Origin of the sequence: Marinobacter sp. ES-1 (assembly GCF_000475255.1) — a bacterium.
GTDB lineage: Bacteria > Pseudomonadota > Gammaproteobacteria > Pseudomonadales > Oleiphilaceae > Marinobacter > Marinobacter vinifirmus.
The window spans coordinates 13,752-30,435 of sequence record NZ_AXBV01000052.1 but is presented as its reverse complement, the minus strand read 5'-3'; the positions used below and the strand labels follow the sequence as shown (position 1 = coordinate 30,435).

Annotated in this window: 12 protein-coding genes; 8 read left to right on the top strand and 4 right to left on the bottom strand. The window is 56.5% G+C overall.

From position 1 onward, the window contains the following. The first annotated feature begins 170 nt into the window (after positions 1–170). Both Q668_RS09380 and Q668_RS09375 read left to right on the top strand, forming a co-directional pair. Positions 171–1,568 carry a DNA recombination protein RmuC gene (locus tag Q668_RS09380; protein WP_022989353.1) on the top strand — a complete coding sequence of 466 codons (1,398 nt, stop codon included), beginning with the start codon at positions 171–173 and terminating at the stop codon, positions 1,566–1,568. A 4-nt stretch (positions 1,569–1,572) separates the two neighbouring features. Next, positions 1,573–2,454: a hypothetical protein gene (locus Q668_RS09375; RefSeq protein WP_022989352.1), complete on the top strand. Its 882-nt coding sequence runs from the start codon at positions 1,573–1,575 to the stop codon at positions 2,452–2,454. A 10-nt stretch (positions 2,455–2,464) separates the two neighbouring features. Here Q668_RS09375 and Q668_RS09370 read toward each other — a convergent pair whose 3' ends face one another. Next, on the bottom strand, positions 2,465–3,481 hold the full coding sequence (locus tag Q668_RS09370; RefSeq protein ID WP_036219660.1) for an AraC family transcriptional regulator: 1,017 nt from the start codon (positions 3,479–3,481) through the stop codon (positions 2,465–2,467). A gap of 188 nt (positions 3,482–3,669) precedes the next feature. On the opposite strand from Q668_RS09370, the gene Q668_RS09365 reads away from it, so the two are divergent. After that, positions 3,670–4,728 (top strand): CaiB/BaiF CoA transferase family protein, encoded by a 1,059-nt coding sequence (locus Q668_RS09365; protein ID WP_022989350.1) that lies wholly within the window; start codon positions 3,670–3,672, stop codon positions 4,726–4,728. A 163-nt stretch (positions 4,729–4,891) separates the two neighbouring features. Beyond that, on the top strand, positions 4,892–7,558 hold the full coding sequence (locus Q668_RS09360; protein WP_022989349.1) for a penicillin acylase family protein: 2,667 nt from the start codon (positions 4,892–4,894) through the stop codon (positions 7,556–7,558). A gap of 107 nt (positions 7,559–7,665) precedes the next feature. On the opposite strand, the gene Q668_RS09355 is transcribed toward Q668_RS09360, so the two are convergent. After that, positions 7,666–10,626: a hypothetical protein gene (locus Q668_RS09355; RefSeq protein WP_022989348.1), complete on the bottom strand. Its 2,961-nt coding sequence runs from the start codon at positions 10,624–10,626 to the stop codon at positions 7,666–7,668. A gap of 486 nt (positions 10,627–11,112) precedes the next feature. Here Q668_RS09355 and Q668_RS09350 point away from each other — a divergent pair, with 486 nt between their 5' ends. Beyond that, the gene (locus Q668_RS09350; RefSeq protein ID WP_022989347.1) at positions 11,113–12,627 is read left to right on the top strand and encodes a fumarate hydratase; all 1,515 of its coding nucleotides are present in this window, start codon (positions 11,113–11,115) and stop codon (positions 12,625–12,627) included. 42 nt (positions 12,628–12,669) lie between these two features. Here Q668_RS09350 and Q668_RS09345 read toward each other — a convergent pair whose 3' ends face one another. Together Q668_RS09345 and Q668_RS09340 are read right to left on the bottom strand one after the other, a co-directional pair. Beyond that, a complete protein-coding gene (locus Q668_RS09345) occupies positions 12,670–12,993 on the bottom strand; it encodes an MGMT family protein (protein WP_022989346.1) in 324 nt (107 codons plus the stop codon). Between the two features lie 23 nt (positions 12,994–13,016). Further along, on the bottom strand, positions 13,017–13,778 hold the full coding sequence (locus Q668_RS09340) for an SDR family oxidoreductase (protein ID WP_022989345.1): 762 nt from the start codon (positions 13,776–13,778) through the stop codon (positions 13,017–13,019). Between the two features lie 70 nt (positions 13,779–13,848). Between Q668_RS09340 and Q668_RS09335 the strand changes: the two genes are divergently transcribed. The 3 genes from Q668_RS09335 to groL all read left to right on the top strand — a co-directional run bounded on the left by Q668_RS09335 (position 13,849) and on the right by groL (position 16,533). Beyond that, entirely contained in the window at positions 13,849–14,319 is a 471-nt protein-coding gene (locus tag Q668_RS09335) for an FxsA family protein (RefSeq protein ID WP_036219659.1), read from the top strand. A gap of 197 nt (positions 14,320–14,516) precedes the next feature. Further along, positions 14,517–14,804, top strand: a complete 288-nt coding sequence (gene groES, locus Q668_RS09330) for a co-chaperone GroES (RefSeq protein ID WP_022989343.1) — start codon at positions 14,517–14,519, stop codon at positions 14,802–14,804. Positions 14,805–14,880: 76 nt separating this feature from the next. Beyond that, positions 14,881–16,533, top strand: coding sequence for a chaperonin GroEL (groL, locus tag Q668_RS09325; RefSeq protein ID WP_022989342.1), 1,653 nt, complete (start codon positions 14,881–14,883; stop codon positions 16,531–16,533). The last annotated feature ends 151 nt before the right edge of the window (positions 16,534–16,684 follow it).

Here is a 16,684-nt window from a genome sequence, read left to right as displayed (position 1 = left end):
GGCGTCCAGCAACAGATCTATACAATTCCTTTAATTGCCAAACAGTCGATACCCGATTTGCGTGGTGGTTCCGCCACCGTAACAAGCTTGTGGCAATCAGGTACACTCTCGGGTTTGATGGTTCCCGTATCAAGGAGTTCAATCTTGTGACAGACGTACTCATCCGGGCAATGGCTGAACGCCCCGAGTGGATGGCGGGCTGGTTTCTGGGGCTGATTGCGGCCTGTGTTGTTCTGCTGGTGCTGACGCTGTGGGCGCTGTTCAGGCTGAAGGCCGGGCAGCAGCATACTGGCGCCCTTCACAGCCAGCAGGTTCAGCACCTGGAGCAGTCGCTGACAGAGCAGAGAACGCGGTCGGCAAAGCTGGAAGCGGCGATTGAAGGCTGGCGTAACCAGGTAACCGAACTGAAAGCCGATCTGCGGGAGCAGCAGGTAACCCTGGATAAAGAACGCCGCAATGCCAATGAAAAGCTGGAACTGCTGGAACGCAACCGGGATGCCCTAAAGCAGGAGTTCGAGAACCTGGCTAACCGCATTTTCGACCAGAAAACTGAGCGCTTCAGCCAGCAATCCAAAACCAGCCTGGATTCCTTGCTCAACCCGTTCCGCGACCAGTTACAGGACTTCCGCAAACGGGTGGAGGACGTTTACACCACCGAAACCCGCGACCGCCAGGCCCTGCGCAGCGAGATCAAATCCCTACAGGAGCTGAACCGCCAGATTACCGAAGAAGCCGCCAACCTGACCCGGGCCCTGAAAGGGGACAAGAAAGTGCAGGGCAACTGGGGCGAGCTGATTCTGGAGCGGGTGCTGGAGCGTTCCGGCCTGCGCAAGGGCGTGGAGTATGAAACCCAGGGCAGCTACCGGGACGACGACAACCAGCTGCTGCGTCCGGACGTGATTGTGCACCTGCCAGACCAGCGCAACCTGGTGATCGATTCCAAGGTTTCCCTGGTGGCCTATCAGCAATGGGTGGTGGCAGAGGAAGACAGCGCGCGTGAAGAGGCCCTTAAACAGCATGTAGAAGCCGTGCGCAACCACATCAGAACCCTGAGCGAGAAAGACTACAGCCAGCTGAATGGCCTGCATTCACCGGACTTTGTATTTTTGTTCATGCCCATTGAGCCGGCTTTTGTGGCAGCATTCCAGCAGGACGAGAACCTGTTCGCGGAAGCCTTCGAGCGAAAGATTATTGTGGTGACACCCACCACCTTGCTGGCCACCCTGCGGACAATCGAGAACATCTGGCGGTACGAACGGCAAAGCCAGAATGCCCGGCGCATCGCCGACAGGGCCAGCGCGGTGTACGACAAACTGCGGGTGTTTGTGATAGCTATGGAACGCTTGGGCAGCCAGCTGCACACCGCGCAGGGCACTTACGACAACGCCATGAATACCCTGACCCGTGGCCGCGGCAACCTGATTTCCCAGGCCAACCGGTTTGTGGAGCTGGGCGTGCGGGTTAAAAAAGAGTTGCCCAAAAGTATTACGGAACAGGCTGAGGTAGATGCGGACGACCCTTACGAGCCCGATGAGCCTGAAGACAGCACAGAGAAGACTCAGGAGTAGCAGAATGTTGGTATCGAACAAGCGGCAAACGCTGGCAAAGCGTTCATGGCTGGCCGGCCTGGTGCTGTCTTCCGCGCTGGCGGCCTTTTCCGGACAGGCGTTTGCCCTGGAGCCCGAGCATGAAATCCGCCGGCTGATGCTGGCCACCGAAGCGGCCGTGCAGGCTGACAACTGGGCCGAGGCCGGCGAGTTCCTGAACCGCCTGCAGGCGATGGAAGGTGAGAAACCGGCGGAGTACCACTATTATCGCGGCCGCGCAATGCTCAAGGCCAATCACCTGAACGAAGCCCGGGCGGCACTGGAAACCTACGTGAGTCAGGCGGGCGCAGAAGGCCAGCATTATCAGGAATCCCTGAAGCTCATTACCGATATCGAGAAGGTAAACCGGGATAACGTACGCGCTCTGGCCGAAGGCGCTGCGCAGGTAGAAGAGTCGGTTGCCGTGATCGAACCGGCCGGGCAGGAAAGCCTTAAAACCCTGCGTCAGCTGTACCTGGCCAGAACTGACCGGGAAGCGCTGGTTATTCACCTGAATGCGGTGCTGGATACCGCAGGCTGGCGCAGAGACAAAACCGTGGTGCGGCTGGACCGGCCGGCCGACATTCAGTACCGGGTAACGATTGATAACAGCAACGTGAATGTCCAGGAGATTCGCCGGGAGCTGGATAACAGCTTTGTGCGTAAAACCAGCGTGTTGCCTGTGTTCGGTGTAAACCCTCAGCTGCGCTGGGATTGCGAGCCCGCCGTCGCCGCCTGCTGGGTATACGACCCGAGGGATGGCTCCCGCCTGTTCCAGATGGCCCAGAACCAGGACAAAGCCCGGGAAGCGGCCCAGACCCTGGGTAGGCTAATTCGTAACCTGCAGCAGGGCCGTTCCGGCTCCTGAGCGGGCATTATTACACCAGGTCGCCCCGCTCGCCTTCCCGCCAGGCGCCCGGGGTAACCCCGGTCCACTTCTTGAAGGCCCGGTGGAAGGTGGAAGGCTCGGTAAAGCCTACCCGCTCGGCGATATCGTTAATGGGCAGTTCCTGATGGCTCAGGTAGTAGATGGCCATATCCCGCCGCAGTAAATCCTTGATCTCCTGAAACGACGTGTTTTCCTGCTTCAGCCTTCGGCGCAGGGTTTGCGGGCTGGTATGCAGCTCCTGGGCAATCCAGTCGAAATCCGGCATGGGCCTGGAGAAATCCCGGCCAATCAGGCCCCGGATGCGGCCGGTCCAGGTGTTGCTTTCATCTGGACGGGATAGCAGGTCCGCAGGGGAAGTTTTCAGAAACTGCCGCATCTCCGGCTTATCCCGAATCACCGGGACAGACAGAAAGCGCTTGCTGAAGGTGAGGGCGGTGCAATCAGAGTCAAAGCTCAGCGGGCAGTGGAAGATATGGCGGTACTCATCGCCATGCTCCGGCCGAGGGTAATCAAACTCGGCTTTCTCCAGCTCCACCGGCTGACCGATCAGCCAGCTGCCTAAGCGGTGCCAGATCACCAGAATGCTTTCCCGCAGGTAGTGGTCCGGGTCGTGGATTTTACCTTCGATTCGCGTCACCAGCCGGGCGCTGTCTTCGCCCACTTCCAGCTCCAGGGCGATCATGGGCTCGAACAGGCGGGAGAACTGAAACGCCCGCTGATACACCTCTTCCAGGGTCTGGCAGTCAATCACCAGTGCACACATGGTGGCGAAAGTGCCGGTACGGGCCCGGCGCGAACCCAGCCCCATAAACTCATCACCGGTGCGGCTCCAGATTACCTGCATCAGGGTGCTGAACTGATCACTGCTGACCCGCGCTTTCTCGATACGCAACAAATCCGGCGAGATACCGGCTTCCTGCAACAACTCGTGCACATCCAGCCCCAGCCTTTGTGCGCCGGACAGGGATGCTTCAACAAAGTGTTTGGAAACCGTGAGGGTAGACATAACCTGAGCCAAAATTAAAACGTGTTTCATCATAAGTGGCCGGCGCCACAATGCAACCACCTGATTTGCCGGACATTGGAAGAAACTGCCAATAGGAATGAAGTAACCGGCAGTTGGCCCCGCCGGCAAAACACGGCAGCATGATGCACAGTAACCCTATACCCATAACAACGAAAAGGAGCACCTCCATGCCCGGCCCACTGAGTACCCTGAAAGTCCTGGATTTCAGCACCCTGCTGCCCGGCCCCTACGCCACCATGATGCTGGCGGATATGGGCGCCGAAGTGCTGAGGGTAGAAGCCCCCGACCGGGTAGACCTGGCCAAGGTAATGCCGCCCTTTGATGGCAAGTTCAGTACTACGTTTTCTTACCTGAGCCGTGGCAAGCAAACCCTGCAGCTCAATCTGAAGCAGCCGGAAAGCGTGGAGAAGATCAAGGAACTGGTGAAGGACTACGACATTGTGGTGGAACAGTTTCGCCCCGGCGTAATGGACCGCCTGGGCGTGGGGTATGAAACCCTGAAAGCCATCAACCCGAAACTGATCTACTGCGCCATCACCGGCTATGGCCAGACCGGCCCCCACAAAGACCGCGCCGGCCACGACATCAACTACCTGGCCATCTCCGGTGTTGCCAGCCACTGCGGCCGCGCCGACAGCGGCCCGCCCCCCATGGGTATCCAGATTGCCGACGTAGCCGGCGGCTCCCACCATGCCGTCATGGGCATCCTCGCCGCTGTCATCCAGCGCCAGCAAACCGGGCAGGGCGCCTTCATCGACATCAGCATGACCGATGCCGCCTTTGCCTTGAATGCCATGGCCGGCGCTGCGGCACTGGCTGGCGGTGTGGAGCAGAAACCCGAAGGTGGCATGCTTAATGGCGGCACTTTCTACGACTACTACCAGACCAGCGATGGCCGTTGGTTGTCTGTGGGCAGCCTGGAGCCGCAGTTCTCGGCCCGACTATGTGACGCGCTGGGGCTGTCCGAGATGAAAAGCCAGGCCTTGAGCCAGAAGCCGGATGATCAGAAGCAGCTCAAGGCGGCCATCCAGGAGAAAGTGAAAGAGAAGACGCTGGCGGAGTGGCAGGAAATTTTTGCCGGGCAGGATGCCTGTGTCGAGCCGGTGCTGACGATTTCAGAGGCGGCGGAGCATCCGCAGTTGAAGGTCAGGGGGATGGTGATTGAGGTTGATCGGGGGGATGGGGAGATGCAGAGGCAATCAGGCAACCCCATCAAGTTCGTCTGATGTAACCCGGTTTATTAAAACAGTACTAAGGAGTCCTTTACTTAGAAGAATTTATTCCTGAACAGGGCTTCAGGCTTTCCGATGGAAAACCTGACACTCTGCTAGGTTTTATAGTGTCGCCTTTGGCGATAACACCGTAGTGAACAACTATAAGGACGACACTATGAAAATCAGGAAATTCCAGACAACCGGGCGAAGGCTTGGGTTGGGTTTGGTTATAGTTAGCAGTGCTTTTCTGGGGGGCTGCTTTGACGGGGACAGTTCTTCCGGAAGCTCGGAGCCTGAACTGAATACCAATCTTTTTTCCGCAGATGGGACGCTTGAAGCAACTATTCGAAGGACTACCGGCGGCGTACCGCACGTCAAGGCAGACAATCTTAAATCTGCGGCCTTTGGGCATGGATATGCTCAGGCCCAGGATAATGTTTGTATGTTGGCAGAGGCGGTGGTCAAGGCCCGCAGTGAGCGATCCAAGTACTTTGGGCCCGGCCCGGATACCCAGTTTGGCGTTGGCCTGAACATCGTCAACGACTTCAGTTACAAAGCCCAAAAGATCTACAGTGGCGCGGAAGCCGAGTATCCAACTCTCAGTGATGAGAGCAAGGCTCTCGTCGATGGCTTTGTAGCCGGATACAACAAATACGTAAGCCAAACCGATTCGGCAGACTTTCCTGCTGAGTGTCGGGACCAACCCTGGGTTCAGCCCATCACGCCTCTTGATCTGCTCGCCCATTACCGGGTCGTGGGTCAGTACGCCAGTGGCGCCCTGTTTGCCACGGGGGCGGTTTTTCTTGCTGCTCCCCCTGGCGTAAGCCCCGCGCCTGTCGCAGCAAATGATGTGGCCCAGGCTGAGGAAGTTGAGCAACTCCGGAAGCAGGTGGTAGCCACTGCCAGTGCCGGGGCCAAGTCGATTCAGAACTTCAGTGATATAGGGCTGGCCAGTAACGCGTGGGGTATCGGTAAAACCATGTCCGAGCAGGGCAGGGGCGCTTTGTTGGCAAACCCGCATTTCCCGTACACCGGACACCGCCGCCTTTATGAGGTGCAGATGACAGTACCTGGTTATCTGAATGTGCATGGTGCCGGTTTGCTGGGTACAGCAATCCCGCTTATCAACTTCAACCAGAACCTCGCCTGGTCTCATACTGTAACGACCAGCCGCCGATTCACCTGGTATGAGTTGGTTCTCAAGGACGGTGACAATCTCGCCTATGTGAAGGATGGTGTTGAAAAGCCGATTGAGGTCGAGACCTATCAGATCGAGGTCGACATGGGGCTCATGGAGCCGGTGGTTCTGGAGAGAGATTTTTACTTCTCTGAGTACGGCCCGATGATTGCAGCGAATGCTGTCAGCAGTCAGTTGCCGGCATGGGGAGATACCGGAGCACTGAACTCTGAGGTGCCGGTGGCAATCACTTATCGTGATGCCAACGCCAATACCGGCGGATTGCTGGATACATGGTTACAGATGAGTCGGGCAACCAATCTGGAGCAGTTCCAGGGCGTCTTCAGAAACTGCGGTTCCACGCTCTGGACCAACACGACCTATGCCGATGATCAGGGCAATGCCTTCTATATCGACAGCAGTTCGGTGCCAAACCTCTCGGAGAAAGCCATTGCGCTGGTCAATTTCCGACGGGCTGCCAGTTCCTCCTATGCTGGTCTATTCGATCAGGGAGTGACGTTACTGGATGGCCGTCTTTCCCAGGAAGACTGGGTTGAAACCGAATGTGGTCCGTTGGTTCCTTATGACCAGAAGCCAAAGCTGGTACGTGCTGACTGGGTGCAGAATTCCAACAGCAGTTACTGGGCCACGAATCCTGATGAATTCCTGACTGGGTATTCTCCGCTCTTCGGGGAAGAAAATGCTCCCATTAATGCCAGGACGCGTCTCGGTATCAAGATGCTCCAGAACCCAATGGATGCCGGCTTCCCGGATGCACCGCTTCCCGCTGGCCAGGATGGCAAGTTCGGGGCAAAGGACCTGATTGGCGTGATCTGGAACAACCGGGCTTGGTACGCCGAACAGTTCTTGCCGGAGTTGCGTGATCGATGTGCTGCAATTGGCGCCACGCCTGTGAACGAAGTAGATCTGACTTCGTGGTGCCAGGCTCTGGCGAACTGGGATGGTCTCTATGACAAGGACAGTGTGGGTGCCCACATTTTTCGGGTCTTCATGGCCAACTACATTGATGACATGGATTCTGATCTGGCTACTTCATTTAATCCTACAGATCCGGTTTATACGCCTGCAGACCCGTCTGAAGAGAACGCAGGAACCGCAAGCGATCCGATGCTTATCGCTCTTGCCGCCGGTGCAAGCTCGCTGGACTCACAGGGAATTGCGCCCACAGCTGTTCTTGGTGACCTTCAATATTACCAGGCCTCGGGTGGGGTTGTTCCGGGCACTGACGGTGTTCCTGTGACCCTAACGCAGCCTATTCCCTGGCACGGTGGTGACGGCAACATTGATGGTGCATTCAATGCCATCGGTGTGGTGACGGATCCGTTCCTGGAGGACACCCGTTTCCCGCGTATTGTCCCTTCCACTATTTCGAATACAGCCGGCCTATCGGATGGAACTGATGGGATTGATGGCTGGTTGATGGCGCGCGGAACCAGTTGGCACTTTGGTCTGGAGTTTACGGATAACGGACCGGAGGCCTACGGGCTGGTTAGCTACTCGCAGTCTACGGACGCCATGTCACCGTACTTTAGTGATCAGAGCGAGATGTATTCCAATAAGGAGTATCGTCTGCTGCCTTTTGCTGAGGAGGACATTGAGGCGAACCTGTTGCCTCAGAGTGAGGTAGTGGTTACGCAGGAGTGAGGTAGCTTTGTAAAGGGTCGGGAAGTTCTAATTGGCTTCCCGGCACCTACTAACGAGAAAGCCCCGGAAATTTCCGGGGCTTTCTGTTTCACCGTGTCCTTGGTGTTTTACTGGGACTGATCCTGGTCCAGTGCATTTTCCAGGGTAGTGCTGTCGCCGAGAGAGGCCGCGATATCCTCGGGTGTTGCCTGGATGGTCAAGCCGGAAAGCGCTGCACCGGTCTGTCTTACCATAGCGCTGAATGCAATGCTGGTGTCGGCGAAACCACCCGGACACTGAGCATTTGGAGCAACCGGAGCTACGAAGGTTCCGTGGTTAGCATCGGAACATGGGTTCGTGCCGTCAAAGAACGTTGCAACGGGCATCTGGACACCACTATCAGCTCCCAGTTCCATGATGCCCAGTCCTTCAGCTCCGTCTGCCAGAGTGGCGCCGCCAGCCCCGATATCGAGAAGTGCCATCAGAGGTTCTGTTCCCGCGAGTGGCGCGGAGTAAGCGCTGTCAAGCGGGTTAACGTTTGCCTCGTTAGGTACGGTGCTGTCTCCAACAACTTCCGTGATCAATAGACTGTCTCCAAACGCTCCCAGCTCATTTGCAAAGGTGACAGGGTCACCGCCATCGAGCAACGACTGGAAGATGTAGAAGAAATTCTCGAAGTCACTGGTTCCCTGGGCAACTCCTTTGCTGGCAAGACCTCCGAGAATTGCTGGAGAAATGCTTGGCGAGTTCTCGATCAGCCTGGTTACCTGACCACCTGTGTCGTGCAGGACGACAGAGTTCAGTTCAGGCAGGTACTCCGCAGTAGGGCTTGAGATCGGGCCTGTCTCCGGATCTACACCGATGAACTGGGTAGCGGGATCATTAGCCAGCGAGGCATAGACCGATCCAGAAATCCCGCCAAGGGAATGGCCCACGAAATTAACTGGCAGATCGGCGAAGATTGGATCATCCAGTTTGTTATCGTCTACGTCGAGAATTGGCATCAACTGAACGGTAGAAGACAGGTTGAGCAAGTCGATTACGCCTTGGCGAAGGTTGTCCCTGCTGTTCAGCATATTCAGTGGGTTTATGAACAAGCTGCCAGAGCTCACATCTTCAATTGGTGCTGAAACTGCGTTCAGGTTGCCATCATTGGTGAAGTTGAAGTGGCGTTCACCGAAGTAGTCAGAAGAAAGCAGTTTGCCCATCAAGTCTACCTGAAGGCACGCATACTGAGCTTCTTGAGTTGGAGGTTCACCACACACTGCTGAGGGATCGCCTCCCAAAGCCCCAACGTACGCTGCCTGGATTTGCTCAGCTTTAGTTTTAAGTTCTGTGGTTGCAGCATCGTCAAGGGTATCAAGGCCTATCAGCGTGCCCGGTTGGATTCCAGGGATATCTTCGTTATCACCAGCAAGGCCGTGCAGCGGCTGGTCTATCGCTACCACAGCTTGACAAGTCGACGCTGCTAGCGAAATTGCTGGAAGCATGGCCGCACTGCGATCCACAGTAATGCCATGCTGGAGGATGGTCACGCCTTTGGCTGGAGCATAGGTCGTTTCATCAGGTTTCAGACATGCATCAGGCTGATTTGCACCTACATTGGGTCGGAAAACAACGACAGGGACGGTTGTCGTTCCTTGGAGTTGCGGGAACGGGAAATTACCGTTCACATTCAGAGAGCCATCGGCATCTCTCAGGAACTTGAAAATTTCCTGCCCTTCACCCGCAAGGATGGTGTTCAGGGAGTCTTCAAGATCTGTGTTGCCAGTCCAGAACCCGTCAGTAATGCCATCACCACTTTCGCCAGGCAGGTGCTGGTAGTAGGGCAATGTAACGGCGCCTTGAGAAACGGTTACCTGTGTGGCAGCGGCATAGATCGGATTCCATTCATTCACAGGGGTGCCATCGGCAGGTGCCAGGCTCTGGATTGTCAGCAGATCCGTTGCCGGCTTATCGCTCAGTTTTACGAACGGACGGGGTTGCGCCACGTGCAGTGTTGTGCCGATCTGTGCCTGGACTGCAGCCGGGATGTTTTCCGCAATAGCACTTGCGGCACCGAGGTCCGTCAAGGCATTCAGCTCTTCTGCGGTGAGGTCTGCCGGTGTGATGGCGCCAGCTTCAAGTTGGGTTGCCTTTTCTCCGAGATCGGCCAGTTTTGCAGTCAACTCAGAGAAGTTCAGATCAGGGAAATTATCCCGTACGGCCTTGAGCTGTGCTGTAAAGCCAACTTTCTGTCCCAGGGCTGTCAAGTAAGGGATCGGTGCGGCCATGGCGCGAAGTACATCAGAGTCGCTATTGGTGGTGAACGTGTATGACAGTGCGACTTCCTGGCCGGACACGCCAATTATACTTGTTCCCAGATCATTAAGCCCGCTAACGATAGCTTTTACGTTTGCAAGTGCTGCATTGCCGAGAGCGCCTTCAGCGATTGCTCGGCCCTGAACTGACTGGTCTACACTTTTCCCGTTGGCTCCTTTAACGCCATTACCAACAAGAACAAGGTACTTGCGGCCTTCTTCTAGTGGCTCGAGAGGAGTAATACGGATGGCATTGTTGACGCCGTTATCGACGTTGACAGCTTCAGCTCTGAACTTTGGTTGATTTGCATCTGGGGCCAGTCCTGCGATATCAGCTGGGTTGACCGCTGGCAATGCGAGCTCTGCTGGCGTTCCCTTTAGAGGCGAGTCGGTTTCAAGTGCGATAAGGAAAACTGTCTGCCCTGCGATTACAGAATCCGCATTTAGCTCACCATCGAAACGTACATTAAAAGCACTCGTAGTCGAAAAGCCAGACAGACTATCCAGTGCGCTGCTTACCGGCTCGGGCCCAGATGCAGGGGCCGTAAAATCGTGGTTCGCGCCAAGCGTTGCGCCTAACAGTAACAGAAGGTCGAAGTGGGTAGGTACGCTGAAGTTCTGAGAGAGCGGGTTCGGGTCGAAGATCGGTCTCACGAGGCTTTTATCAATCGTCGTGTCTTCGATCTGATAGTCCGGATTCGCATTTTTCCCACTGGAAGCGCTGTCAAAACAGCCAGTCAACCCAAGGGAAGAAGCCACGGCAAGACTTATTAGAGTTTTCTTGAACATGGGTGGAACCTTTTCCTGTTGTTGTTTCGTTATATCCGGCTTAGACGGAACCGGTCGGCCCCTGAATTCCGCTCTTTTGCCTGTTCTGCTTGTCTGTTTGGTTGTCTGAAATTGTAGCCAGCACGTTTAGCCAATTTCTGTAGCTTTGACTATAGCGACACAGTGGCAAGTGTTGATCAGCCAAAAGTGTGATTCTGCTTCTGGAATCCCTCCTCGCACGGTTGGAGTGGCCTTCCTGAAAAATAGTGGGCTGTGAGGGGTTTGTCGAGTGGCCGGGTGCACAGAACCGTCGCTTTTAACAATTTGTTGCGAATATCAACGGAACGGGCCATAGATTTTGCCGTTTCAGGTAATAGCGCCGTTCGCCTTCCGTCGCATCACGCGCCGGCGGGAATTTCTGGTAAACTCTCGCTTCCTTATTTAAAGGCAGGGGCTGCCTTGGCAGTTCCGCACCATTCCCATAATCAGAAAGCTGATGAGGCGACTATGACCACCGTAATCCGCCAGGACGACCTGATCGAAAGCGTAGCCGATGCGCTGCAGTTTATTTCCTACTACCACCCGAAGGATTTCATCCAGGCCGTGTACGAGGCCTACCAGCGGGAAGAGTCCCAGGCGGCCAAGGATGCCATGGCCCAGATTCTGATTAACTCCCGTATGTGCGCCCAGGGCCATCGCCCGATTTGCCAGGACACCGGCATTGTTACCGTGTTCGTGAACATCGGTATGGATGTGAAGTTCGAGTGCGACATGGCGCTGGACGATGTGATCAACGAAGGCGTTCGCCGCGCTTATACCCATCCGGACAACGTGCTGCGGGCCTCTGTGCTGGCAGACCCGGACGGCAAGCGCCAGAACACCAAGGACAACACCCCGGCCATCATCCACTACAAGATGGTGCCGGGTAACACCGTGGAAATCCACGTGGCAGCCAAGGGCGGCGGTTCTGAAGCCAAGTCCAAGTTTGCCATGCTGAACCCCTCTGACTCTGTGGTGGAGTGGGTTCTGAAAATGATTCCGCAGATGGGTGCCGGCTGGTGTCCGCCTGGCATGCTGGGTATCGGTATTGGTGGTACCGCCGAGAAGGCGATGGAACTGGCCAAGGAAGCCCTGCTGGATCCGATCGATATTCACGATCTGCAGGCCCGTGGCGCCTCCAACCGCGCTGAAGAGCTGCGCCTTGAGCTGTTCGAGAAGGTAAACGATCTGGGTATCGGCGCCCAGGGTCTGGGTGGCCTGACTACCGTGCTGGATGTGAAGGTAAAAGATTACCCGACCCACGCGGCCAACAAGCCGGTGGCGATCATCCCGAACTGTGCCGCTACCCGCCACGCGCACTTTGTGCTGGATGGCACTGGTCCGTCCCTGCAGACGCCGCCGAGCCTGGACGACTGGCCGGAAATCACCTGGGAAGTGGGCGAGAATGTTCGCCGCGTGAACCTGGACACCGTGACACCGGAAGACGTGAAAGACTGGCAGCCGGGTGAAACTGTTTTGCTGTCCGGCAAGATGCTGACCGGCCGTGATGCTGCCCACAAGAAGATGGTGGATATGATCGAGCGCGGCGAAGAGCTGCCGGTGGATCTGAAAGGTCGCTTCATTTATTACGTGGGCCCGGTTGATCCCGTTCGCGAAGAAGTGGTTGGCCCGGCTGGCCCCACCACCGCCACCCGTATGGACAAGTTCACCGACACCATGCTGGAGAAAACCGGCCTGACCGGCATGATCGGTAAAGCCGAACGCGGCCAGGTTGCCATCGACGCGATCAAAAAGCACGGCGCGGTGTACCTGATGGCCGTAGGCGGAGCCGCTTACCTGGTGTCCAAGGCCATCAAGGGTGCCAAGGTTGTGGCCTTCGAAGAGCTGGGTATGGAAGCCATTTACGAGTTTGAAGTGGAAGACATGCCGGTCACCGTAGCGGTAGATTCCCGCGGCAGCTCCGTGCACCAGACCGGCCCGGTTGAGTGGCACGACAAGATCATTGCTGCCAAGGCGGTTTGATCTGAGTCTGCGGTAATATCAGTGCGGCCCTGGGCTTTTGGCTCAGGGCTGCCACTGAAAGTCTTTCATTTTTACCCTTCCTTTATATACATCCACCCCTTCGAGCCTCAGCTTCTCGGTTTGAAGCTGGCAGGTTTCTGTGCCTTCAGGAAAAGCGATCTGGCCGTTGCTCCGGATAACCCGGTGCCAGGGGATGCTGTGGCCGGCGGGCAGCTTGCCCAGCGCCCGGCCAACGAAGCGCGCCTGGCGGCCGAGGCCGGCCATGGCGGCTACCTGGCCGTAGCTGGCCACTTTCCCTTCGGGAATAGCGGCCACTACCTGCCAGATTTTCTGCTCCTTTGTCGGTTCCTTTTCGGACTCGTTCATTCAGAGCTCCGGGTTTGGCCGGGTTACAGGCGCAAGGCGCCGTCCACTTCGATCATGCGGCCGGAGACATAGTCGTTCTCCAGGATGAATGCCACCGCAGAGGCGATTTCCTCCGGCTTGCCCATGCGCTTGAGCGGGATGCCGGCGGTCATTTTCTCCAGGGCTTCCGGCTTCATGGAGGCGGTCATTTCCGTTTCGATAAAGCCCGGGGCGATGCCCATGCAGCGGATGCCGTAGCGGGCGAGCTCCTTGGCCCAGACCGGAACCAGGGCAGACACGCCGGCCTTGGCGGCAGAATAGTTGCTCTGGCCCATGTTGCCTGCGCGGGAGATGGAGGCAATGTTGATGATCGCGCCCTGGTCGCCGTTTTCGATCATGCGGGTGGCGGCTTCACGGCCACACAGGAACACGCCGGTGAGGTTTACGTCGATAACGGATTGCCACTGTGCCAGCTCCATGCGCTTTTCCAGCTTGCCGTCTTTGAACTTCACCAGCAGGCCGTCGCGCAGAATGCCGGCGTTGTTCACCAGGCCATTCAGGTGGCCGAAGTCGTTGATGATGGCCTGGAAGGTAGCCTCTACATCCTCTTCTTTAGCCACGTTGCAGACGTAAGTTTTGGCATCGCCACCGGCTTTTTTGCAGGCTTCGGCAGCCTCAACGAGTTTGTCTTCCATCAGGTCGATGAGGGCGATCCTGGCGCCCTTGGCTGCCAGGTATTCCGCCATGGCGCGGCCGAGGCCCTGGCCACCGCCGGTGATTGCAATTACCGAGTCTTGAAGTTTCATTGTTTGCCCTAATTAAAGTCAGAAGTGGTTCTACGTTCTGTGTGTCTGCGTCGTTTTTATGGGAGGCATTTTGCCCGTTTTCTTTTTTCTTTTCATCGTTATGCCTATCGCCGAGCTGGCGGTGCTGATTCAGGTTGGCAGCTTGATTGGCGTGCTGAACACCGTCGGGCTGGTTTTTCTTACTGCGGTAATCGGTGCCTGGTTGTTGCGCCAGCAAGGGCTGGCCACGTTATTGCGGGCGAATGAACGGCTCAACAGTGGTGAACTGCCGGCGAAGGAAGTGGCCGAAGGGCTGATTCTTGCGGTGGGTGGTGCCATGTTGCTGACTCCGGGCTTCATTACCGACACCTTCGGTTTTCTGTGTTTGTTGCCGGGTACGCGGCACTGGCTGGCGGCGCAGGCGCTGAAGCGGATGACCGTGGCCGGGCAGGTTCACAGCCGGAGTTTTTTCTATCAATCCCGGGGCGCCAATGGCGACATTATCGAGGGCGAGTACCAGGATCAGACCCGGACAGACCGCGATCGCCTCGAAAAAAAGTGAAAAATTTTTCGTTCAGGGGTGTTGAAAACGTTTCCGGCAACCCCATTAACTCACCACAGATTCGTCTCAGGCTGAAAACTACTGACTATCAGTGGCTTGGATGCCGGGGCAGTTTGTCCGGTCCGGGGTTCCGGCCAGACATTTTTAACATGCAATTGTCATTGCCACATTAATCTGACTATTGGAGAAACAGAGCAATGAAAATTCGTCCGCTCCACGATCGTGTTGTCGTACGCCGTAAGGAAGAAGAAGAGAAAACTGCGGGTGGCATCGTGCTGCCGGGTAACGCCAAAGAGAAGCCTTCCCAGGGCGAGGTTGTTGCAGTAGGCAACGGCCGTGTTCTGGATAACGGCGAAACCCGTGCACTGGCGGTCAAGGTGGGTGACACCGTGGTCTTCGGCCAGTATGCCGGTAACACCGTTAAGGTTGATGGTGAAGAGCTGCTCATTATGAGCGAAAGCGAAATCTACGGCGTGCTTGAGTGATCGCAACCGCGATAAGCACGAACGCTCATTAACCCGATCTGATTCAACTTCGGTTTAACGAACAGGAATAGAAGACATGGCAGCAAAAGACGTTAAGTTCGGTGATAGCGCCCGCAAACGCATGGTTGCAGGTGTAAATGTTCTGGCAGACGCCGTAAAGGTAACGCTGGGCCCGAAAGGCCGTAACGTGGTTCTGGAGAAGTCGTTCGGTTCTCCGACTGTAACCAAAGACGGTGTTTCCGTAGCCAAGGAAATCGAACTGAAAGACAAGTTCGAAAACATGGGCGCGCAGATGGTCAAGGAAGTTGCTTCCCAGGCCAACGAAACCGCCGGTGACGGCACGACCACCGCAACCGTTCTGGCCCAGGCCATTGTGAGTGAGGGTATCAAGGCGGTAACCGCCGGCATGAACCCGATGGACCTGAAGCGCGGCATCGACAAAGCCACCGCTGAAGCCGTAAAGGCCATCCGTGAAATGGCAACTCCTTGTGACGACAGCCGCAACATCGCCCAGGTTGGTACTATCTCTGCCAACGGCGACGAGACAATCGGCCGCATCATTGCCGACGCCATGGAGCGTGTAGGTAAAGAAGGCGTTATTACTGTTGAAGAAGGCCGTGGCCTGGAAGACGAGCTGGACGTAGTCGAAGGTATGCAGTTCGACCGTGGTTACCTGAGCCCGTACTTCATCAACAACCAGGACAGCATGTCTGCTGAACTGGATGACCCGTACATCCTGCTGGTAGACAAGAAGATCTCCAACATCCGCGAACTGCTGCCGGTGCTGGAAGCTGTCGCCAAGGCGGGCAAGCCGCTGCAGATCATCGCTGAAGACATCGAAGGCGAAGCGCTGGCAACCCTGGTTGTGAACAACATGCGTGGCATCGTTAAAGTCAACGCCGTCAAGGCGCCTGGCTTTGGTGACCGTCGTAAGGAAATGCTGCAGGACATCGCCATCCTGACCGGTGGTACTGTGATTTCCGAAGAAGTAGGCCTGACTCTGGAGAACACCACTCTGGATGACCTGGGTACGGCCAAGCGTGTTAACGTAACCAAGGAAAACACCACCATTATTGGCGGTGCCGGTGCCCAGGGCGACATCGAAGCCCGCGTTGAGCAGATCCGCAAGCAGATCGAAGACAGCACTTCTGACTATGACAAAGAGAAACTGCAAGAGCGCGTAGCCAAGCTGGCTGGCGGTGTTGCCGTAATCAAGATCGGTGCCGGTTCTGAAGTGGAAATGAAAGAGAAGAAGGCTCGCGTTGAAGACGCGCTGCACTCTACCCGCGCTGCCGTTGAAGAAGGCATCGTAGCCGGTGGTGGTGTAACCCTGATCCGCGCTATCGCTGCGCTGGACAAGGTTGATGCCATCAACGAAGAGCAGAAGGCCGGTGTTAACATCCTGCGTCGTGCCATGGAAGCTCCGCTGCGTCAGATCGTATTCAACGCTGGTGGTGAGTCCTCAGTTGTTGTGGCCAAGGTAAAAGAAGGCCAGGGCGCCTACGGTTACAACGCGGCCACTGAAGAGTACGGCGACATGCTGGAGATGGGTATCCTGGATCCTGCCAAGGTAACCCGCTCTGCACTGCAGGCTGCGGCTTCTGTTGCGTCTCTGATCATCACCACCGAGGCGATGGTTGCAGATGAGCCGGAAGACGAGAAAGCCGGCGGCGGCATGCCGGACATGGGTGGTATGGGCGGAATGGGAGGCATGGGCGGCATGATGTGATGCCGGCCAGGTCCCGACCAGGTCTCAGTTTTTGAGGCTTGGCCCGATCTACCCCTGAGAAACCCCGCGCTGGTTCACACTGGCGCGGGGTTTTTCGTTTTTTTGTCATGAACTTGCAGGGTGGCTTTGATAGACTCGGCTACCGGTTTTT

Bases quoted from the DNA above. Each gene is read 5' to 3' on its own strand.
- Q668_RS09370 (WP_036219660.1), bottom strand. From the start codon at position 3,481: ATGTCTACCCTCACGGTTTCCAAACACTTTGTTGAAGCATCCCTGTCC.
- Q668_RS09365 (WP_022989350.1), top strand. From the start codon at position 3,670: ATGCCCGGCCCACTGAGTACCCTGAAAGTCCTGGATTTCAGCACCCTG.
- Q668_RS09375 (WP_022989352.1), top strand. From the start codon at position 1,573: ATGTTGGTATCGAACAAGCGGCAAACGCTGGCAAAGCGTTCATGGCTG.
- groES (WP_022989343.1), top strand. From the start codon at position 14,517: ATGAAAATTCGTCCGCTCCACGATCGTGTTGTCGTACGCCGTAAGGAA.
- Q668_RS09360 (WP_022989349.1), top strand. From the start codon at position 4,892: ATGAAAATCAGGAAATTCCAGACAACCGGGCGAAGGCTTGGGTTGGGT.
- Q668_RS09350 (WP_022989347.1), top strand. From the start codon at position 11,113: ATGACCACCGTAATCCGCCAGGACGACCTGATCGAAAGCGTAGCCGAT.
- Q668_RS09355 (WP_022989348.1), bottom strand. From the start codon at position 10,626: ATGTTCAAGAAAACTCTAATAAGTCTTGCCGTGGCTTCTTCCCTTGGG.
- Q668_RS09380 (WP_022989353.1), top strand. From the start codon at position 171: ATGGCTGAACGCCCCGAGTGGATGGCGGGCTGGTTTCTGGGGCTGATT.
- Q668_RS09345 (WP_022989346.1), bottom strand. From the start codon at position 12,993: ATGAACGAGTCCGAAAAGGAACCGACAAAGGAGCAGAAAATCTGGCAG.
- Q668_RS09340 (WP_022989345.1), bottom strand. From the start codon at position 13,778: ATGAAACTTCAAGACTCGGTAATTGCAATCACCGGCGGTGGCCAGGGC.
- groL (WP_022989342.1), top strand. From the start codon at position 14,881: ATGGCAGCAAAAGACGTTAAGTTCGGTGATAGCGCCCGCAAACGCATG.